Genomic DNA, 19209 nt, shown 5'->3' on the forward strand with positions numbered 1-19209 from the left:
TCTAGGCCCTGCTAAAGAGACCGTAAGCAGCCGCGGGTGCCTCCGCGCGTACCCGCCGGTACGTCGCGGGCGCCGGTGCCGGTGGGGATATCCCCCCTCCCGCTCACCCACCTCCCCCATGGCGTCGCGCCCTCCCCGGACGGCAGTCTGGGGACCATGAGCGCCGATCTTGATCCCGTGGAGTCCCCCGCGTCCTCCGGCTCCGCCGAGAGACCCCGTCCGCCGCTGCGGCTCGCGTACGGCAAGGAGACCTGGAAGGAGATCGCCTTCCTCCTCTCCAACCTCTTCACCGCACTGGCCGGTTTCGTCTACGCGGTCGTCAGCATCGCGCTCGGCGTGGGCCTCGCCGTCACCGTGATCGGGCTGCCGCTGCTCGCCCTCGGTCTCGGCGGCGCCCGCCTGATCGGCCGGTCGGAGCGGTCCCGGGCCCGGGGACTGCTGGGGCTGCGGATCACCGAGCCGTCGCCGCTGCCCTCGGCCGGCGGCTTCTTCGGCTGGCTGTGGTCGCGGCTGAAGGACCCGGTGGCCTGGCGGACCCAGCTGTACGGGCTGATCCGGCTGCCCTGGGGGATCGTGACGTTCACCGTCGGACTGGTCTCGCTCCTCGTCCTCTGGCCCGTCCTCCCCTTCCTGGCCCGCGGCCTGGCCAACGCCGACCGGGGCATGGTCCGGGGGCTGCTCTCGCCGTCCGACGAGCTGGAGCGGCGGATCGCCGAACTGGAGTCGGACCGGGGCGTGGTCGTCGACACGGCCGCCGCCGACCTGCGCCGCATCGAGCGCGACCTGCACGACGGCGCCCAGGCCCGGCTCGTGGCCCTGGCCATGGGGCTCGGCCTGGCGAAGGAGAAGCTCCTGGAGGATCCGGAGGCCGCGGCGGCGATGGTCGACGAGGCGCACGGCGAGGTGAAGCTGGCCCTCCAGGAGCTGCGGGACCTCGCCCGGGGCATCCACCCGGCGGTCCTCACCGACCGGGGGCTCGACGCGGCGCTCTCCGCGGTGGCCTCCCGCTGCACGGTCCCGGTGAAGGTGCACGTGGACCTGACCGAGCGGCCGGCGGAGGCGATCGAGGGCATCGCGTACTTCACGGTCTCGGAGCTCCTCCAGAACGTGTCCAAGCACGCCCGCGCCCGGTCCGCGTCCGTGGAGGTGTGGCGGTCGGGCGACCGGCTGATGCTCCAGGTGCGGGACGACGGGGCCGGCGGGGCGCGCTTCGACGGCGGCACGGGCCTCGCGGGGCTCGCGGAGCGGCTCGGCGCGGTCGACGGCCTGCTCGTCCTCGACTCCCCCGGGGGCGGTCCGACGCAGGTCACGGCGGAGCTGCCCTGGCGGTCCCGGCCGGCTCGGGGCCCCCTGCGGTAGGGGCAGGTAGGGAAAACCCCCGCCCGCAGACGCCCACCCGCCTCATGGTCCGGCGGGGCGCGGAACGGAACCCTGGAACACGTACCGACCGCACCCCGCCTCTCCCCCTGAACCGCTCCGAGCAGAGAAGGAACACCGTGATGGCCGCCTCCCACCGACTTCCCGCCGCGATCCGCGCGCCGTTCGAGGGCCGCACCTGGCGCGCCTTCGGGTACGTGCTGATCGGGCTGCCGCTGAGCGTCCTCTGGTTCTCGCTCGCCGTCTCGTTCGTCTCGGCCGGCGCCGGGCTCCTCATCACCTTCCTCGGCGTGCCGATCCTGGCCGGGGCGCTCGGCATGTGCCGGGGCTTCGGCGCGGTGGAGCGGGCCAGGGCCCGCGGGCTGCTCGACCTCGACGTGGCCGCGCCGGAGCCGGTGCGCGGGCGTACCGGCGGGGCCTTCTCGTGGATGGGCGCGATGCTGAAGAGCGGTGCGTCGTGGCGGCACCTGCTGTACGCGGTCCTGCACATGCCGTGGGCGGTGTTCTCGTTCTCGGTGACCGTGGCGCTGTTCGCCTGGGGCTGGAGCCTCTTCACGTACCCGCTGTGGCAGTGGGTCTTCCCCGCCTGGGTCGGGCAGGACGGCATCCAGCTGTACGGCGACGCCACGCACTCCTTCTACCTGGACGCGCCCTTCGAGATCGCCGTGACCAGTCTGATCGGGCTCGTGTTCGTGCTCATCGGGCCGTGGGTGCTGCGCGGCCTCGTCTCCGTCGACCGGCTCCTCGTGTCCGGGCTCCTCGGCCCGTCCCGGCTGGCCTCGCGCGTCACGGAGCTGGAGTCGGACCGGGGCGTGGTCGTCGACACGGCCGCCGCCGACCTGCGGCGCATCGAGCGCGACCTGCACGACGGAGCGCAGGCCCGGCTCGCCGCGCTCGCCATGGACCTGGGGCTCGCGAAGGAGAAGATGGCGCGGGACCCGCAGGCGGCGGCCGTCCTCGTCGACGAGGCGCACGGCGAGGTGAAGCTGGCCCTCCAGGAGCTGCGGGACCTCGCCCGCGGCATCCACCCGGCGGTCCTCACCGACCGGGGCCTCGACGCGGCGCTCTCCGCGGTCGCCTCCCGCTGCACGGTCCCGGTGTCGGTGGACGTCGACCTGCCCGCGCGGCCGGTCCCGGCGATCGAGGGCATCGCGTACTTCACGGTCTCGGAGCTCCTCCAGAACATCTCCCGGCACGCGGGCGCGCGGCGCGCGTGGGTGGACGTGTGGCGGACCGGCGACCGGCTGATGCTCCAGGTCCGGGACGACGGGACGGGCGGCGCGATGGTCGGGGGCGGCGGCGGGTCGGGCCTCGCGGGGCTCTCCGAGCGGGTCGGCGCGGTGGACGGCGTCCTGGCGGTGGACTCGCCGTCGGGCGGCCCGACGACGGTGACGGTCGAACTCCCCTGGCGCGCGTAGCCCCTGCGGGGGCGGTGCCCGCGGGGTGCCATGCTGAAGGTTCCGAATGGAGGACCGGAAGCATGGGGGCAGAAGTGACAGGCCGTGTACGCGTGGTCATCGCCGAGGATTCCGTACTGCTCAGGGAGGGCCTGACCCGGCTCCTGACCGATCTGGGGCACGAGGTCGTCGCCGGCGTCGGGGACGGCGAGGCGCTGGTGGAGACGGTCGCGGGGCTCGCGGGTGAGGGCGCGCTGCCGGACGTGGTGGTGGCGGACGTGCGGATGCCGCCGACGCACACCGACGAGGGGGTGCGGGCGGCGGTGCGGCTGCGGAAGGAGCACCCGGGACTGGGGGTGCTCGTCCTGTCGCAGTACGTGGAGGAGCAGTACGCCACCGAACTGCTGGCCGGATCCAGTCGGGGCGTGGGTTATCTGCTGAAGGACCGGGTCGCGGAGGTCCGTGAGTTCGTGGACGCGGTCGTGCGGGTGGCCGGGGGCGGTACGGCCCTGGACCCGGAGGTCGTGCAGCAGCTGCTCGGCCGGAGCCGTCAGCAGGACGTGCTGGCGAATCTGACCCCGCGCGAGCGGGAGGTCCTGGGCCTGATGGCGGAGGGCCGGACGAACTCGGCGATCGCGAAGGCGCTGGTCGTGAGCGACGGCGCGGTGGAGAAGCACATCAGCAACATCTTCCTGAAGCTGGGTCTCTCGCCGAGTGACGGTGATCACCGCCGGGTACTCGCGGTATTGACGTACCTGAAGTCCTGATCATCTGACACCCTGTCAGATATCCTGGTCCTAGTCCCAAGGGACGAGGCGGGAGCCGGCCGGGGGTCAGCCCCCTCGGGCGCTCCGAGTGGTGACAGAAGGTGACGATTCAGGGCAAAAGGGTGTCTCATAAAGAGGTCCATGATATGAGAGGTCCCGGGTAGGCCCCCCTCACCGTCGTAGGGTGGGCCACGGGACGGAAGGTGATCTCCACCCGGGGACCACCCGCCGCACCCCGAGCCTTCTCCCCGCCTCCGGCGGAGAGAACCCTTGCCGCGAGGGAGGTCCAGTTCAGTGACCAGCCAGGTCAGCAGCGAGGCCGGTGAGGCCCTGGTCGGGGAGCAGCGCAGCGCCCCCGCGACGCCCCACCACGGCACCGAGAAGGAAGTGCGCCGGCTCGACCGGGTGATCATCCGCTTCGCGGGTGACTCCGGTGACGGCATGCAGCTCACGGGTGACCGCTTCACCTCGGAGACGGCGTCCTTCGGGAACGACCTCTCGACGCTGCCGAACTTCCCGGCCGAGATCCGGGCACCCGCCGGAACCCTGCCGGGCGTGTCGTCCTTCCAGCTCCACTTCGCCGACCACGACATCCTGACCCCGGGCGACGCCCCGAACGTGCTGGTCGCGATGAATCCCGCCGCCCTGAAGGCGAACATCGGGGACGTGCCGCGCGGTGGCGAGATCATCGTCAACACGGACGAGTTCGCGAAGCGCGCGATGGCGAAGGTCGGGTACGCGACCTCGCCGCTCGACGACGGCTCCCTGGACGCCTATCACGTGCATCCGGTGCCGCTGACGACGCTGACCCTTGAGGCGCTCAAGGAGTTCGGCCTGTCCCGGAAGGAGGCCGAGCGCAGCAAGAACATGTTCGCGCTCGGGCTCCTCTCCTGGATGTACCACCGCCCGACCGAGGGCACCGAGACCTTCCTGCGCCAGAAGTTCGCGAAGAAGCCGGAGATCGCCGAGGCCAACGTGGCCGCCTTCCGGGCCGGCTGGAACTTCGGCGAGACCACCGAGGACTTCGCCGTCTCGTACGAGGTCGCGCCCGCGACCCGGGCCTTCCCCACCGGCACCTACCGGAACATCTCGGGGAACCTGGCCCTCTCGTACGGCCTGGTCGCCGCCGCCCGCCAGGCGGACCTGCCGCTCTACCTCGGCTCGTACCCGATCACCCCGGCCTCGGACATCCTGCACGAGCTGTCGAAGCACAAGAACTTCGGCGTGCGGACCTTCCAGGCCGAGGACGAGATCGCCGGCATCGGCGCCGCGCTCGGCGCCGCCTTCGGCGGATCGCTGGCCGTCACCACCACGAGCGGCCCCGGTGTAGCGCTCAAGTCCGAGACCATCGGCCTCGCCGTCTCGCTCGAACTGCCCCTGCTGATCGTCGACATCCAGCGCGGCGGGCCGTCCACCGGCCTGCCGACCAAGACCGAGCAGGCCGACCTCCTCCAGGCCATGTACGGCCGCAACGGCGAGGCGCCGGTGCCGGTCGTGGCCCCGAGGACGCCCGCCGACTGCTTCGACGCGGCCCTGGACGCCGCCCGGATCGCGCTCACGTACCGCACGCCGGTCTTCCTGCTCTCCGACGGCTACCTCGCCAACGGCTCCGAGCCCTGGCGGATCCCGGACGTCGAGGAACTCCCCGACCTGCGGACGCAGTTCGCCACCGGACCCAACCACGCCCTGGCCGACGGCACCGAGGTCTTCTGGCCGTACAAGCGCGACCCGGAGACCCTCGCCCGCCCCTGGGCCGTGCCCGGCACCCCCGGCCTCGAACACCGCATCGGCGGCATCGAGAAGCAGGACGGCACCGGCAACATCTCGTACGACCCCGCCAACCACGAGTTCATGGTCCGCACCCGCCAGGCCAAGATCGACGGCATCGCCGTCCCGGACCTGGAGGTCGACGACCCGGACGGCGCGGGCACCCTGGTCCTCGGCTGGGGCTCCACGTACGGGCCGATCACGGCCGCCGTGCGCCGCATCCGCCGCGAGGGCGGCCACATCGCCCAGGCCCACCTGCGCCACCTCAACCCCTTCCCGAGGAACCTCGGCGAGGTGCTGAAGCGGTACGAGAAGGTCGTGATCCCCGAGATGAACCTCGGCCAGCTCGCCACCCTCGTCCGGGCGAAGTACCTCGTCGACGCCCGCAGCCACACCCAGGTCAACGGCATGCCGTTCAAGGCCGAGCAGCTCGCCGCCGCCCTCAAGGAGGCCATCGATGCCTGAGCCCACGGAGACGCTGCTGAGCCTGGTGCCCAAGGCCGAGGCGCAGCAGTCCATGAAGGACTTCAAGTCGGACCAGGAGGTCCGCTGGTGTCCCGGCTGCGGTGACTACGCCGTCCTCGCCGCCGTCCAGGGCTTCATGCCCGAACTCGGCCTGGCGAAGGAGAACATCGTCTTCGTCTCCGGCATCGGCTGCTCCTCCCGCTTCCCGTACTACATGAACACCTACGGGATGCACTCCATCCACGGCCGCGCCCCGGCCATCGCGACCGGTCTCGCCACCTCCCGCCGCGACCTGTCCGTCTGGGTCGTCACCGGCGACGGCGACGCCCTCTCCATCGGCGGCAACCACCTCATCCACGCCCTGCGCCGCAATGTGAACCTCAAGATCCTGCTGTTCAACAACCGGATCTACGGCCTCACCAAGGGCCAGTACAGCCCCACCTCCGAGGTCGGCAAGATCACCAAGTCGACCCCGATGGGCTCGCTGGACGCGCCGTTCAACCCGGTGTCGCTGGCGCTCGGCGCCGAGGCCTCGTTCGTGGCCCGGACGGTCGACTCCGACCGCAAGCACCTCACCGAGGTGCTGCGCCAGGCCTCCGAGCACAACGGCACGGCGCTCGTCGAGATCTACCAGAACTGCAACATCTTCAACGACGGCGCGTTCGAGGTCCTGAAGGACAAGGACCAGGCGAAGGAGGCGGTCATCCGCCTCGAACACGGGCAGCCGATCCGCTTCGGCGCCGAGAACGGGAAGGGCGTCGTCCGCGACCCCGCCACCGGCGACCTCCAGGTCGTCACGGTCACCGACGAGAACGCCTCCCGCGTCCTCGTCCACGACGCCCACGCGGCCACCCCCACGACCGCCTTCGCCCTCTCCCGGCTCGCGGACCCGGACACCCTCCACCAGACCCCCATCGGGGTGTTCCGCTCGGTGGACCGCCCGGTGTACGACACGCTGATGGCTGAGCAGCTGGAGACGGCGGTCGAACGCCACGGCAAGGGCGACCTGGGCCAGCTCCTGACGGGCAACGACACCTGGACGGTGGTCGGCTGACCGGGGAACACCCGGGCCCGGTCCGCCGCGCGGGCCGGGCCCCTCTCAGGGGTGCTTCCCCGCCTTCATGGCGGCCTTCTCGTCCTTGGTGGCCTTCAGGTAGTCCCCGAGGAAGCGGGGTGCGCCCCGCTCGATCCGGTGGACGTACACCCGGTCCACGAAGCGGAAGTTGTTGTTGCCGTCGAAGCCGTACGACTTCACCACGCCTTGGTACGTGAGCTCCCGCAGCCTCCGGGTCAGCGCGCCGCGCTCCACGGCGACCCCGTCCTTCGTCAGGCGTCGCATCGCTTCGGCGACGGCGAGCACGACGTCGTACGCCTCGGCCGCGTACCGGTCGACCGGCGCCGCGCCCGACAGCCCCCACCGCTTGCGGTACGCGGCGGCGAAGCCCTTGGCGGTGGGCGTCAGATCGGCGTCGACGTAGCTGGTGCCGAAGACCCAGCCCTCGGCCGCGGGTCCGGCGACCTCGACGAACTCCGTTTCGAGTACGTCCTCGAAACCGCCGCAGGGGCCCTTGAAGCCCTGGGCCCTCAGTTCCCGGGCGCACAGACCGGCACGGCGTGGAGACAGGCCCGCGTAGAGCACGCCCTCCGCGCCCGCGGCCAGCGCCGCGCGCACGGCGGGGCCGAAGTCCTCAGTGTCGGCCGCCACCCGGTGGCGGGTGGTGGCGATCTGCGCCTTGCTGCTGAACGTGTCCTCGGCGGACTTGGCGGAGGACCAGGCGAAGGCACCCGCGGCCTGGTCCTCGACGATCGCGACCCTGCGCTGCTTCCGGACGATGACGATGGTCGAGAAGCCCAGCTGGAGCAGGTCGCGCATCGGACGCATCTCGAAGTAGGAGGGCTGGTTCTGGAAGCCCGGCATCTGCTCGAAGCCGATGGCGGTGGCCACGCTCGCGTACACCAGCGCGTTCCGCTGGTAGGTCTCCGCGGCGGCGAGGACGACCTCCGGGGTGGTCGGGCCGAGGACGGCGAGGACCGCGCGGTCCTTGCCGAAGGCCTCGGCCTCGGCGGCCGCCCGGCGCGGGTCTCCGGCGTCGTCGCGGACCTTCACCGCCAGGTCGAACGGCCGGTCGCTGCGGGCGTTGAAGCTCTCCACGGCGAGGCGGAGGCCCCTCTCCTGGCCCCGCCCAGCGTATTTCCGGGCACCGCTCAGATCGGTCTGGACGCCGATCGTGTACGTGGGGAGCGGCCCGGACGGTCCGCCCGTGCCGGTGGCCGCTCCCGGCGTCCTGGTCGTCAGCCAGGCGGTCAGGCCGCCCGCGCCCGTGACGGCCGCCGCCGCGCCGCCGATCAGCAGCCGCCGTCGTGAAGGGCCCTCCGGCGGGGCGGTGTGCACGAGGACCGTCGGTTCGGCGACCGGCAGGTCCAGGACCCGCGAGGAGCGCTGCGCGATGAGGGTGGGCAGGCCATCCGGCAGCCAGTCGCCCGCCGGGCCCTCGGCCTCCCCCAGCGCGGCCCGGACGTCCGCTGCCGTGGGCCGGGCCGCCGGATCCTTCGCCAGGCAGGCCGCGACCAGGGGCAGGATCGTGTCCGGCACCTCGCCGAGGTCGGGCTCCTCGTGGACCGTGCGGTAGACGACGGCCGCCACCGCGCCCGTGCCGAAGGGGCGTTCGCCCGTCAGCGCGTACGCGAGGACGCAGCCGAGCGAGAACACGTCGGCGGCCGGTCCGACCTCGTCGGAGCCGCTGACCCGGGCCTGTTCGGGGGCGAGGAAGCCGGGGGTGCCGATCATCGCGTCGGTGGCGGTGAGCGCGGTGGCGCCGCTGACCCGGGCGATGCCGAAGTCGATGAGCCGGGGCCCGTCGAGGGCGAGGAGGATGTTGCCGGGCTTGACGTCCCGGTGGACGAGCCCGGCCGTGTGCATGCCGTCGAGGGCGTCGGCGAGCCGGGCGCCCAGGGCCCGGACGGTGGGTTCGGGCAGGGCGCCGTGCAGGGCCACGGCCTCGGCGAGCGAGGGACCGGGCACGTACTCGGTCGCCAGCCACGGCTCGCGGGCCTCCGGGTCGGCGCCGAGGACGCGGACGACCCAGCGGCCGGTGATCCGCTCGGCGGCGGTCGCCTCGCGGCGGAAGCGCGCCCGGAAGCCGGGGTCGGCGGCGTGCTCGGCGCGGATCAGCTTGAGCGCGGCGAGCGCCCCGCCGGCGGACCGGGCGAGGTAGACCACGCCCATGCCGCCGGCGCCGAGCCGCCCGAGGAGGCGGTACCCGGCGATGGTCGACGGGTCGGCCCTGCGCAGGGGTTGCACCGGTCAGGTCCCCTCGGCCTTGGCCGGCGGTCCGGCGGGCGCGAACTCCAACGGCTTGTAGCGGCCGTTCTCGACGGCGTACATGAAGGTGCCGACGGCGCTGAGGTTGCCCTCCTCGTCGAAGGTGTAACCGCCCATGGCTCCCTGGCCCTTGGCCGCGCGCAGCAGCGGCGCGAGGGTGGTGCGGTCGGGGCGCCTGCCGCCCTTGGCGGCCTTCTCGACCTGCTCGACGAGAAGGTTGGTGACGTCGTAGGCCTCGCCCGTGTAGTACGCCGGGACCGTCCCGTACGCCGTGCGGTGGGCGGCCACGAGTTCCGCGGCCTCCTTCCGGGTGGTGGGGTCGACGACCGGCGCCCCGAGGATCCAGCCCTCGGCCGCCTTCCCGGCTCCGGTGAGGAACTCCTGTCCGAAGACGTGCTGGCCCGCGACGCGCATGCCGGTGAAGCCGAGCCGGTCGAGCTCCTTCGCCGCGCGGACCGCGCTCGGGGCGAGGCCCGCGTGGACGTACGCGTCCATGCCCGCGTCGACCATCTCGCCGAGGACCTTCTCGAGTCGCTTGGCGCCGGCGGGGATCACGCGGGGCATCGCGATGATGCCGGCCTGCCCGAAGGCGAACTTCGAGGAGACGGCGTACTGCCACGAGTAGGGGTCGTCGGTGCGTTCCTGGAGGATGCCGGGCCTGACGGTGCGGGTCTTCGCCTCGACGTAGTAGGTGAGGAACATGCCGGCGTACGAGTGCGTGGGGCAGGCACGCAGCAGGCTCAGGCCTTGCGGCGCGGAGGAGTTGATCAGCAGGTTGAGGCCCGCGGAGGTGGTGATGACGGGGAGCCGGGCCTCGTCGTAGGCGGGCAGCGCGGTGTAGCCCGTGTAGTCGGAGGTGGGGCCGATGATGCCGAGGACGTCGGGGTCGCCGGTCAGGGCGCGGGCGGCGGCGAGCGCGCGGCTCCGCTCCCCGCCGTCGTCGGAGACCTTCACGTCGAGGGTGAACGGCTTGTCCTTGCGGGCGTTGAACCGCGCGACGGCGAGGCGGACGCCCCGCTCCTGTGCCCTGCCGATGTCCTGGGCGGGGCCGGTCAGGTCGGCCTGGACGCCGATGGTCCACCGCCGGGCCTTCGGCGGCGGGGTCTTCTTCTTTCCCTCGTCGCCTCCCAGGGCGGCCCAGGCGGTCAGGCCGCCGCCCGCGGCGAGCACAGCGCCGCCCGCGAGGAGCAGGAAGCCGCGCCGGCTCTTCGGGGGTGCGGCGGGGGCCGTGCCCGCCTCGGTGGTGTCGATCTCGGGAAGGGCGAGCATGCGCGCGGAGCGTTCGGCGATGGTCCGGACGACGGGGGCGGGGAGCCATTCGGCGCCGTCGCCCGGGGCATCCTCGACGAGCCGTACGCCGGCCTCGGCCGCCGTGGGCCGGGCGGCGGGGTCCTTGACGAGGCAGGCCCGGACGAGGTCGAGCAGCCCTTCGGGTACGCCGGTGAGGTCGGGCTCGTCGTGGACGGTGCGGTACATGAGGGCGTCCACGGCGCCGGTGCCGAAGGGCGGGCGGCCGGTCGCCGCGTAGGCGAGGAGGCAGCCGAGGGCGAAGACGTCGGCGGGCGGGCCGATGGCGTCGGTGCGGGCCTCGGCCTGCTCGGGGGCGAGGAAGCCGGGGGTGCCGACGACCATGTCGGTGGCGGTGAGCGCGGTCTCCCCGGTGCTGCGGGCGATGCCGAAGTCGATGAGGCGCGGGCCGTCGACGGCGAGGAGGACGTTTCCGGGTTTGACGTCCCGGTGGACGAGTCCGGCGGCGTGCACGGCGGCGAGGGCGCGGGCGACGGACCAGCCGAGGAGGCGGACGCTCCGCTCGGGCAGCGGGCCGTGCGCGGTGACGGCCTCGCCGAGGGAGGGCCCGGCGACGAAGGCGGTGGCCATCCAGGGCTCGGGGGCGTCCGGGTCGGCGCCGGTGACGGGGACGGCCCAGGGGCTGGAGACCCGGCGGGCGGCCTCGACCTCGCGGCGGAAGCGGGCGCGGAAGTCGGGCTGGTCGGCCTGGTCGGAGTGGGTGACCTTGACGGCGGCGAGTTCCCCGGCGGCGGTGCGGCCGAGGTAGACGACGCCCATGCCGCCGGCACCGAGCCGGCCGAGGAGCCGGTATCCGGCGATCGCCGACGGGTCGGAGGGCAGGAGGGGCAGGAGTTCGCCGGGCTCGGGAGGGGTGGTGGTCACGCCTTGGCCCCCAGCTGCGACTCGACGCGGCTGATCATGGTGACCGAGGCCTTGGCCATGCTCGTGCTGAGGTCGTCGTCGGCGTGGCCCGGGCCGCCCCTGGTGGAGACCGCGACGGTCACCTGGCCCACGCGGGCCTGGACCCAGCCGTAGAACTGCTCGCCCTTGACGGTGTCGTCGACGAACTTGCCGCGCTCGTTGATGGAGTCCTCCGCGAAGAAGTTCCTGGCGTCGCCGAGGTCGCCGATGGACATCAGGCCGGTGATCCGCTCGCCCTCCCTCAGGGTCTGTCCGGGGCAGCGCAGGGCCTCCTCCAGGGTCTGGGCCATCTCCCAGTCCGCGTCGTCGTCCGTGCGGTGGACGGTGACGGTGGTCGTGACCCGGACGCGTCCCTTGCCGCCGGCGGCGGGTATCTCGCTGTGGGCGGTCACGCTGTAGAGGACGGAGGACGGTAGCGTCCCGGACTCCCAGACACAGGTGTCGGGGAGGACCGGCCAGGAGCCCTCGGTGCTCAGGTACGGGGCGCCCTCGACGTAGTCGGGTCCCCAGGCGTCCGGGCCCGCGACGACGGCCAGGGCGAGGCGCTTGGCGTCGGCCCGGGTCTTCGGCACGCGGGCGGGGTCGGGGGTGAAGCTGTAGGCGGTCGGCGTCGGCGCGGCCGTCGAAGGCGGCGCGGTGGCCGGGGCCTTCGTGCCGGCGCTCCCGGCGCCTTCCGGTCTCCCGTCGTCGTCTCCGCCGCCAGTACAGCCCGCGAGGAGCAGTCCGGCCACCAGTGCCGCGCCCCCGGCGCGCAAGGATCTTCCGTACCCCACGCGTCCCCCACCCCACGTCCACAGAATCCCCGAAGTGAGGTAGATCGTACGCACGTGGGAACCAACTCGCCCCGTCTACAACATCATTGGGACGCTTCCCGCACCGTGTCGTAGCGCACACGGGCCTCCTGCACCGCCGTGAGGCTGGTCGCGGTCCAGTGGGCGAGTTCCGAGACGCGGTGGGCGGCCTCCTCGCCCAGGGGGGTGAGGGTGTAGTCGACGCGGGGCGGGATGACGGGCTTGGCGTCGCGGTGGACGAAGCCGTCGCGCTCCAGGGTCTGGAGGGTCTGCGTGAGCATCTTCTCGCTGACGCCGCCGATCGTGCGGCGCAGCTCGCTGAAGCGGTACGAGCGCTCCCGCAGGGCGATCAGGACGAGGACGCCCCAGCGGCTGGTGACGTGCTCCAGGACGCGGCGCTCGGGGCACAGGGTGTCGACCACGATCTTCTCACTTACTCCCATGCCAGTACCTTACTTCAAAGTGGGTACTTTCGGATAGTTAGTGCCAGACGTACGGTGAGTGCAGCCGCCCCACCCGAACCACCTGGGAGAACCTCATGAGCATCGTCGTCACCGGCGCCACCGGTCAGCTCGGCCGTCTGGTCATCGCCGAGCTGCTGACCCGCGTCCCCGCCGGGTCCGTCGCCGCCGTCGTCCGCGACAAGGAGAAGGCCGCCGACCTCGCGGAGCGCGGGGTCGAGCTGCGGATCGCCGACTACAGCCGCCCGGAGACCCTCGCGGACGCCTTCGAGTCCGGCGACCGGGTGCTGCTGATCTCGGGCAGCGAGGTCGGCCGCCGGGTCGCGCAGCACGGCGCCGTGATCGACGCGGCCAAGGCGGCGGGCGTGGCCCAGCTCGCGTACACCGGCATCCTCGGCGGCCCCGAGGCGGACTTCCTGCTCGCCGACGAGCACAAGGCGACCGAGGAGCTGATCCTCGCCTCCGGCCTGCCGTACACCTTCCTCCGCAACGGCTGGTACTCGGAGAACTACACGGCGAACCTCGCCCCGGTCCTGGCCCACGGCGCCGTCGTGTCCAACGCCGGCGAGGGCCGGATCGCCTCCGCCTCCCGCGCCGACTACGCCGCCGCCGCGGCCGCCGTCCTGACCGGCCCGGCCGAGGAGCACCTGAACAGGGCGTACGAGCTGAGCGGCGACACCGCCTGGTCCCTCGCCGAGTACGCGGCCGAGGTCGCCGCCCGGAGCGGCCGGGAGATCACGTACAGCGACGTCCCCGCCGCGACCCACCGGGAGATCCTCACCGGCGCCGGGGTCCCGGCCCCCTTCGCCGAGATCCTGGTCGACGTCGACCGGGCCGTCGCCCTGGGCGCGCTCGCCCTGCGGACCGGCGACCTGGCTCGGCTGATCGGCCGCCCGACCACCCCGGTCGCCGAGTCGATCAAGGAGGCCCTGGCCGCCTCCTGAACGCTGTCATGACCGTATAGCGGTACGGGCATGACAACCCGCCCCGTGCGGCGCTACCTTCGACAGGACAGCGCGGCACAGGGCGGGAGGTCCGGGTGAAGACCGAGAAGAACGAGGCACGAGCAGGACTGCTCTACGGGATCGGCGCCTACGGCATGTGGGGCCTGGTCCCGCTCTTCTGGCCCCTCCTCAAGCCCGCCGGCGCGGTCGAGATCCTCGCCCACCGGATGGTCTGGTCCCTGGCCTTCGTCGGCATCGCGCTGCTCGCGCTGCGCCGCTGGAGCTGGATACCCGAGCTCGCGCGCAGCCCGCGCAAGCTCGGCCTGATCACCGTCGCCGCGGCCGTGATCACCGTGAACTGGGGCCTCTACATCTGGTCCGTGAACACGGGCCACGTCGTCGAGGCCTCCCTCGGCTACTTCATCAACCCGCTCGTCACCATCGCCCTCGGCGTCCTCGTCCTGAAGGAGCGGCTGCGCCCCGCGCAGTGGGCGGCGGTCGGCGTGGGCTTCTCGGCCGTGGTGGTCCTCGCGGTGGGCGCCGGGCGGCCGCCGTGGATCTCGCTCACCCTCGCGTTCTCCTTCGCCGTCTACGGCCTGGTGAAGAAGAAGGTCAACCTCGGCGGCCTGGAGTCGCTCGCCGCCGAGACGGCCGTGCAGTTCCTGCCCGCCCTCGGCTACCTCGTCTGGCTGGGCACCCAGGGCACCCTCGCCTTCGGCTCCCACGGCGCCGGTCACACGGCACTGCTCGCCGCCACCGGCATCGTCACGGCGGTGCCGCTGGTCTGCTTCGGGGCCGCGGCGATCCGCGTCCCGCTGTCGACGCTCGGCCTGCTCCAGTACCTCGCGCCGACCTTCCAGTTCCTGCTCGGGGTCGTCTACTTCCACGAGGCGATGCCCGCGGAGCGCTGGGCGGGCTTCTCCCTCGTCTGGCTGGCCCTGACGATCCTCACCTGGGACGCGCTGCGCACGGCCCGGAAGAGCCGCGCCGCGGTCGCGGCGGCGGCCGCCGCGACCCGTGCGGAGCCCGCTCCCGCGGCGCCCGTGACCTCCGTCTCCTGACGGGCGTCAGGCGTCCAGGAGGTCGTGCTCCCGGACCAGCCAGCAGACCGCGGTCAGGCGCAGGGTCGCGAAGTCGTGGCCGACGGGCTCGGTCCACTCGGCCTCGGTGAGCACGTCGGTGAAGCCGAGCACGTAGTCGGCGAGCTCCTCCCGGCGGACGGACCGGCCGCCCGGCCCCCGCCGGGCCGGGACGAGCGCGTCGCACACGGCCGCCGCGTGCTGGTCGACGGCGGCCACGAGCCCCGGCTCGAAGGCGAACTCCGAGAGCCGGGGCAGGTACGTGGCGACGACGTCGGCCAGCGGGCAGACGGGCGATTCGTTCATCTCTCAAGATTAGGCGCGTACCGGGGCGTATCGACCGTGACGTCGGTCGCACCTTCCCACGCCGGGAGGCGGCGGCCCGAGGAAAACCGGTGGCCCCGCCGGGGCGGCCCCCGCACCCTGAAGCGCATGGAAGAACCGAAGTACCGGATCCGCGCGCTCCACACCGACCGCACGGTCACCGTCTACCAGGCCTACCGGCCGGAGATCGGAGGGCCCGCGGCCCGCGACGGCCGCTTCCCGGCCGCGTGGAAGCGGGACCGGATGACGTGGATCAAGCCCTCGTTCCTGTGGATGATGTACCGCTGCGGCTGGGGCACGAAGGAGGGCCAGGAGACCGTCCTCGCCGTGGAGATCACCCGCGAGGGCTTCGAGTGGGCCCTGCGGAACGCCTGCCTGTCCCACTACGCGCGCGGCTTCCACGCCGACCAGGCCTCCTGGCGGCGGCAGTTGCGGCAGGCGCCGGCCCGGGTCCAGTGGGACCCGGAGCGCGACCTCCGCCTGCGGCCCCTCCCGTACCGCTCGCTCCAGCTCGGGCTCTCGGGCGAGGCGTCCCGCCGCTACGCGGACGAGTGGACGGTCTCGATCACCGACGTGACGGGGCTGGCCCACGAGGTCCACGGCCTGGTCCGGGCGGGCGACCCGGAGGCCGCCGCCCGGCTCCTCCCGGAGGAGAGGCCCTACCCACAGCCGGAGGGCCTCCTGGACCACCTGCGGGCTCAGCCTCCCGCGACGCCGAAGTTGAAGTCGCCCGTGCCGAGCAGCCCGTAGAGCCGCAGCCACAGGGGCATGAGCTGCTCGGTCGCGCGGGCGCTCGACAGCTCGCCGAGGTCGATGATCCGGTCGGCCGCCCAGCCGAAGGAGGCGAGCAGCTCGGCGACCACGGCCTTCGCGTCCGCGTCGTCGCCGCTCAGGAAGACGTTGTGGTGTCCGGGGACCCGGCCGGGCTCGACCATGACGGTGTTGGTCATGGTGTTGAGCGTCTTGACGACGCGCGCCTCGGGGAACGCGCCCTGCAGCTGCTCGGCGACGCTCCGGCCGTCGGGCAGACCGACCTTGGGCGGGAAGCCCTCCGAGAAGTCGAGCGCGTTGGACACGTCGACCAGCACCTTGCCGCGCAGGTTCGCGGCGCCCGCGGCCTCCAGGACGGCCAGGGAGACGAGCCCGCCGGTCGCGTTGACGACGAGCTCGGCGGGGCCGGCCGCGTCGGCGAAGGTCCCGTGCGTCCCGCCGTGCTCCGCCGCCCACTTGGCCGCGTCGGCGTTGTCGGCGGTACGGGACCCCATGGCCACCTCGTGCCCCAGCGAGACCAGCTTGGTGGCGAGCCGCCGCCCCACCTCGCCCGTGCCCAGTACGGCGATCCTCATGTGCGTGCGCTCCTTCGGGTCCGTGAGACGGGGAGCCCGACCCTAGTGCCTGCGTCGCCCGCGCGGACCGTCCCACACCGTCCCGGACCGTCCCCGGGTCGCGCCGCCGATCCCCCACGGCGACCTTCGCCGTTCGCCGATCCGGGGGCCGGGGGGACGGCCGCCGTTCCCCTCGTCCGCTGAGCGAACAGCCTTGACCGGTTTCCGCTCTTGACGCGGAGTCAAAATCTCACTGAACATTCAGCACGCACGACCGAACCGCCGCACAACTGAACTACCGCGCACCCGCACAGCTCCAGCGCCTCGTGGCACCCACGCCCGAGGCGTCTCGCACGTTCCGTCCCATCCCCGTTCGGAATCCGGAGCCCCCACATGAACCTCTCCGTGCCCAGACGCGTCACCGCGGCCGCCGCACTCGCGGCGCTCGCCCTCGGCGGACTGACCGGTACCGCCTCCGCCGGTTCGCAAGCCGCCGTCGCCGCGCCCGACATCCCGCTCGCCAACGTCAAGCAGCACCTGGCGGACCTCCAGGCGATCGCCACCGCCAACGGCGGCAACCGAGCCCACGGCCGTACCGGCTACAAGGCCTCGATCGACTTCGTGAAGGCGAAGCTGGACGCCGCCGGCTACACCACCACGCTGCAGACGTTCACCTCCAGCGGCGCCACCGGCTACAACCTGATAGCCGACTGGCCGGGCGGCGACCCGAACCAGGTCCTCATGGCCGGTTCGCACCTCGACTCGGTCACCGCGGGCCCCGGCATCAACGACAACGGCTCGGGGTCCGCCGCGACCCTGGAGACCGCGCTCGCCGTCTCCCGCGCCCAGCTCCAGCCGACGAAGCACCTGCGCTTCGGCTGGTGGGGCGCCGAGGAGCTCGGGCTCGTCGGGTCCAAGTACTACGTCAACAACCTGCCCACGAGCGAGCGTTCGAAGATCAGCGGCTACCTGAACTTCGACATGATCGGCTCGCCGAACCCGGGCTACTTCGTCTACGACGACGACCCGACGATCGAGCAGACCTTCAAGGACTACTTCGCCGGGCTCGGGATACCCACCGAGATCGAGACCGAGGGCGACGGCCGCTCCGACCACGCGCCCTTCAAGAACGTGGGCATCCCGGTCGGCGGGCTCTTCTCCGGCGCCGACTACACCAAGACCTCGGCACAGGCGCAGAAGTGGGGCGGTACGGCCGGCCAGGCCTTCGACCGCTGCTACCACTCGTCCTGCGACACCACGGCGAACATCAACGACACCGCCCTGGACCGGAACGCCGACGCGATCGCGTACGCCATCTGGAACCTGTCCACCGGGACGACGACCCCGCCGACCGGCACGGTCTTCGAGAACACGGCCGACGTGTCGATCCCGGACAACGGCGCCGCGGTCACCTCGACGGTCAACGTCACCGGCATCGCGGGCAACGCGCCCTCGACGCTCAAGGTCGGGGTGAACATCGTCCACACCTACATCGGTGACCTGGTCGTCGACCTCGTCGCCCCCGACGGCTCCGTCTACAGCCTGAGCAACCGGGCCGGCGGCAGCACCGACAACATCAACCAGACCTACACCGTGAACGCCTCCTCCGAGGTCGCCAACGGTGCCTGGAAGCTCCGCGTCCAGGACAAGGCCTCGGTCGACACGGGGTACATCAACAGCTTCAAGCTGACGTTCCCGTAACCGCGAAAGCTCCCGGGTGGGTCGGTGAATTTCGCCCCCGACCCGCCCGGGGTCCCAACCTCCCGGCTACTTGCCGGCGTCGGCCGCCCGCACGAGCGCGTCCTTCGTCACCGCGCCGACGTAGACCTTGCCGTCGTCGGTGAGGAGCGCGTTCACCAGCTTCGTCTTGAAGAGGGTGCCGGAGCCGAACTTCCCGGTGACCTTGTCGCCGAGGGAGTCCAGGAAGCCCTGGATCTCCTTCGGCGCCTCGTCCGTCTTCGGTGCCGGGGCACCCGTGTCGAAGGCCGCGATCGTCGTCCAGCCCTCGCCGATGACGTTCGGGCCGCCGCCCTTCCCGAAGTCCGCCCCGAAGCCCGCTCCGAGGCCGGGGAAGCCCTCCTCGAAGCCCTTCGGCAGGTCCTCGCCGGCCGCCTTCTCCGCCGCGTCCTGCGCCCCCTCCGTGACCTTCGCGCCCTTCGGCACCTGGAAGGCGAACTCCGAGGCGGCCGGCTTCCCGAAGTCGATCTTGGTGAAGCCCGCGTCGACGACCGGCTTGCCGCCCTCGACGGAGGAGAGGGTGAACTTCAGCGGGGTGCCGCTCGCCGCGTCCACCGCGATCTTCACGGACGCCACCGTCGAGCCGGCCTGCTTCGGCTTGATCACCAGCTGGTACGCGTCCCGGCCGGCCACCTTCGCCGTCCCGTCGACAGTGATCGACGTGGTGTCGCCCGCGGCCTTCAGGACCTCGTCGGCGAGCTCCTTGGGCGTGCCGGGGAGCTTGTGGTCCTCCGGGGCATCGGCGGCGCCGGACGCGCCCTTCTCGTGGAAGACCTCGTTCGACTTGCTGTCGTAGCCCCAGACGTCGTCGCCGTTGTGGATCAGGCTGTACTCGTCGGAGCCGTCGAGCAGCGTGAGGCGCTGGCGCTCGGGGCCGTCCGCCGCCACGCGCAGGGTGTGGCTGCCCGAGACGAGCTCGGTGAGCCGCTCGGACGGGTCGGCCGACGCGGAGCCGCCGCCGCCCAGGCCCCCGAGGCCGGACGCCAGACCGCCGAGGGCCGGCAGGCCCAGGTCGGTGGAGACCTTGAAGGTGCCGGACAGGGTCTGGGTGTCCGAGGCGGCGATCTTCTCGATGAGCTGCTGGGCCGTGATCTCCGGCAGGTCCGGGTCGCCGGACGCCGCCAGCGCCGGGACCAGCCCGATGGTCGCCGCGGCCACTCCTGCCACCGCGACCGGGACGATGAACCGGCTCGCCTTACGGGTCTCTGCCATGGTCTCCGCTACCTCCGTGCCGTGCTGCCC

General features: G+C 72.6%; 16 protein-coding genes. 9 read left to right on the plus strand and 7 right to left on the minus strand.

Features of this window, described 5'->3' with window-relative positions; all coding sequences use genetic code 11:
- The first annotated feature begins 156 nt into the window (after nt 1–156).
- The 5 genes from ABTY59_RS02950 to ABTY59_RS02970 all read left to right on the plus strand — a co-directional run bounded on the left by ABTY59_RS02950 (nt 157) and on the right by ABTY59_RS02970 (nt 6827).
- Entirely contained in the window at nt 157–1359 is a 1203-nt protein-coding gene (locus tag ABTY59_RS02950; protein ID WP_352017096.1) for a sensor histidine kinase, read from the plus strand.
- A gap of 140 nt (nt 1360–1499) precedes the next feature.
- The gene (locus ABTY59_RS02955) at nt 1500–2795 is read left to right on the plus strand and encodes a sensor histidine kinase (RefSeq protein WP_352017097.1); all 1296 of its coding nucleotides are present in this window, start codon (nt 1500–1502) and stop codon (nt 2793–2795) included.
- 62 nt (nt 2796–2857) lie between these two features.
- Nucleotides 2858–3541, plus strand: coding sequence for a LuxR C-terminal-related transcriptional regulator (locus ABTY59_RS02960; RefSeq protein WP_352017098.1), 684 nt, complete (start codon nt 2858–2860; stop codon nt 3539–3541).
- A 294-nt stretch (nt 3542–3835) separates the two neighbouring features.
- Nucleotides 3836–5773 (plus strand): 2-oxoacid:acceptor oxidoreductase subunit alpha, encoded by a 1938-nt coding sequence (locus ABTY59_RS02965; RefSeq protein WP_352017099.1) that lies wholly within the window; start codon nt 3836–3838, stop codon nt 5771–5773.
- Nucleotides 5766–6827, plus strand: a complete 1062-nt coding sequence (locus ABTY59_RS02970) for a 2-oxoacid:ferredoxin oxidoreductase subunit beta (protein WP_352017100.1) — start codon at nt 5766–5768, stop codon at nt 6825–6827. The genes ABTY59_RS02965 and ABTY59_RS02970 overlap by 8 nt, the downstream gene beginning before the upstream one ends.
- A gap of 45 nt (nt 6828–6872) precedes the next feature.
- Here the strand turns inward: ABTY59_RS02970 and ABTY59_RS02975 are convergent, their stop codons facing one another.
- The 4 genes from ABTY59_RS02975 to ABTY59_RS02990 form a co-directional block, all read right to left on the minus strand.
- Nucleotides 6873–9074, minus strand: a complete 2202-nt coding sequence (locus tag ABTY59_RS02975) for a bifunctional serine/threonine-protein kinase/ABC transporter substrate-binding protein (RefSeq protein WP_352017101.1) — start codon at nt 9072–9074, stop codon at nt 6873–6875.
- A 3-nt stretch (nt 9075–9077) separates the two neighbouring features.
- Nucleotides 9078–11267, minus strand: coding sequence for a bifunctional serine/threonine-protein kinase/ABC transporter substrate-binding protein (locus ABTY59_RS02980; protein WP_352017102.1), 2190 nt, complete (start codon nt 11265–11267; stop codon nt 9078–9080).
- Nucleotides 11264–12061 (minus strand): hypothetical protein, encoded by a 798-nt coding sequence (locus ABTY59_RS02985; protein ID WP_352017103.1) that lies wholly within the window; start codon nt 12059–12061, stop codon nt 11264–11266. The genes ABTY59_RS02980 and ABTY59_RS02985 overlap by 4 nt, the downstream gene beginning before the upstream one ends.
- A gap of 101 nt (nt 12062–12162) precedes the next feature.
- A complete protein-coding gene (locus ABTY59_RS02990) occupies nt 12163–12540 on the minus strand; it encodes a winged helix-turn-helix transcriptional regulator (protein ID WP_352017104.1) in 378 nt (125 codons plus the stop codon).
- Between the two features lie 95 nt (nt 12541–12635).
- Between ABTY59_RS02990 and ABTY59_RS02995 the strand changes: the two genes are divergently transcribed.
- Together ABTY59_RS02995 and rarD are read left to right on the plus strand one after the other, a co-directional pair.
- Nucleotides 12636–13502, plus strand: a complete 867-nt coding sequence (locus ABTY59_RS02995; RefSeq protein WP_352017105.1) for an SDR family oxidoreductase — start codon at nt 12636–12638, stop codon at nt 13500–13502.
- Nucleotides 13503–13657: 155 nt separating this feature from the next.
- Nucleotides 13658–14563 carry an EamA family transporter RarD gene (rarD, locus tag ABTY59_RS03000; protein WP_403535505.1) on the plus strand — a complete coding sequence of 302 codons (906 nt, stop codon included), beginning with the start codon at nt 13658–13660 and terminating at the stop codon, nt 14561–14563.
- 6 nt (nt 14564–14569) lie between these two features.
- Here rarD and ABTY59_RS03005 read toward each other — a convergent pair whose 3' ends face one another.
- Nucleotides 14570–14887 carry a DUF6401 family natural product biosynthesis protein gene (locus tag ABTY59_RS03005; protein ID WP_352017107.1) on the minus strand — a complete coding sequence of 106 codons (318 nt, stop codon included), beginning with the start codon at nt 14885–14887 and terminating at the stop codon, nt 14570–14572.
- A 126-nt stretch (nt 14888–15013) separates the two neighbouring features.
- Here ABTY59_RS03005 and ABTY59_RS03010 point away from each other — a divergent pair, with 126 nt between their 5' ends.
- Nucleotides 15014–15655 (plus strand): DUF4291 domain-containing protein, encoded by a 642-nt coding sequence (locus ABTY59_RS03010; protein WP_352017108.1) that lies wholly within the window; start codon nt 15014–15016, stop codon nt 15653–15655.
- Here ABTY59_RS03010 and ABTY59_RS03015 read toward each other — a convergent pair.
- Entirely contained in the window at nt 15604–16251 is a 648-nt protein-coding gene (locus tag ABTY59_RS03015; RefSeq protein ID WP_352017109.1) for an NADPH-dependent F420 reductase, read from the minus strand. The two genes, ABTY59_RS03010 and ABTY59_RS03015, sit on opposite strands and share 52 nt — an antisense overlap.
- A 372-nt stretch (nt 16252–16623) precedes the next feature.
- Here ABTY59_RS03015 and ABTY59_RS03020 point away from each other — a divergent pair, with 372 nt between their 5' ends.
- Nucleotides 16624–17931 carry a M28 family metallopeptidase gene (locus ABTY59_RS03020; protein WP_352017110.1) on the plus strand — a complete coding sequence of 436 codons (1308 nt, stop codon included), beginning with the start codon at nt 16624–16626 and terminating at the stop codon, nt 17929–17931.
- 66 nt (nt 17932–17997) lie between these two features.
- On the opposite strand, the gene ABTY59_RS03025 is transcribed toward ABTY59_RS03020, so the two are convergent.
- Nucleotides 17998–19179: a LolA family protein gene (locus ABTY59_RS03025; protein ID WP_352017111.1), complete on the minus strand. Its 1182-nt coding sequence runs from the start codon at nt 19177–19179 to the stop codon at nt 17998–18000.
- Between the last annotated feature and the right edge of the window lie 30 nt (nt 19180–19209).

It is taken from the genome of Streptomyces sp. NPDC096079 (assembly GCF_040303145.1).
In the GTDB taxonomy this organism is placed as follows: Bacteria; Actinomycetota; Actinomycetes; order Streptomycetales; family Streptomycetaceae; genus Streptomyces.

Excerpts from the sequence above, each read along its gene's own strand:
- ABTY59_RS02955 (WP_352017097.1), top strand. The coding sequence starts at position 1,500 with ATGGCCGCCTCCCACCGACTTCCCGCCGCGATCCGCGCGCCGTTCGAG.
- ABTY59_RS02960 (WP_352017098.1), top strand. The coding sequence starts at position 2,858 with ATGGGGGCAGAAGTGACAGGCCGTGTACGCGTGGTCATCGCCGAGGAT.
- ABTY59_RS03005 (WP_352017107.1), bottom strand. The coding sequence starts at position 14,887 with ATGAACGAATCGCCCGTCTGCCCGCTGGCCGACGTCGTCGCCACGTAC.
- ABTY59_RS02995 (WP_352017105.1), top strand. The coding sequence starts at position 12,636 with ATGAGCATCGTCGTCACCGGCGCCACCGGTCAGCTCGGCCGTCTGGTC.
- rarD (WP_403535505.1), top strand. The coding sequence starts at position 13,658 with ATGTGGGGCCTGGTCCCGCTCTTCTGGCCCCTCCTCAAGCCCGCCGGC.
- ABTY59_RS02990 (WP_352017104.1), bottom strand. The coding sequence starts at position 12,540 with ATGGGAGTAAGTGAGAAGATCGTGGTCGACACCCTGTGCCCCGAGCGC.
- ABTY59_RS02970 (WP_352017100.1), top strand. The coding sequence starts at position 5,766 with ATGCCTGAGCCCACGGAGACGCTGCTGAGCCTGGTGCCCAAGGCCGAG.
- ABTY59_RS02950 (WP_352017096.1), top strand. The coding sequence starts at position 157 with ATGAGCGCCGATCTTGATCCCGTGGAGTCCCCCGCGTCCTCCGGCTCC.
- ABTY59_RS03015 (WP_352017109.1), bottom strand. The coding sequence starts at position 16,251 with ATGAGGATCGCCGTACTGGGCACGGGCGAGGTGGGGCGGCGGCTCGCC.
- ABTY59_RS03010 (WP_352017108.1), top strand. The coding sequence starts at position 15,014 with ATGGAAGAACCGAAGTACCGGATCCGCGCGCTCCACACCGACCGCACG.
- ABTY59_RS03020 (WP_352017110.1), top strand. The coding sequence starts at position 16,624 with ATGAACCTCTCCGTGCCCAGACGCGTCACCGCGGCCGCCGCACTCGCG.
- ABTY59_RS03025 (WP_352017111.1), bottom strand. The coding sequence starts at position 19,179 with ATGGCAGAGACCCGTAAGGCGAGCCGGTTCATCGTCCCGGTCGCGGTG.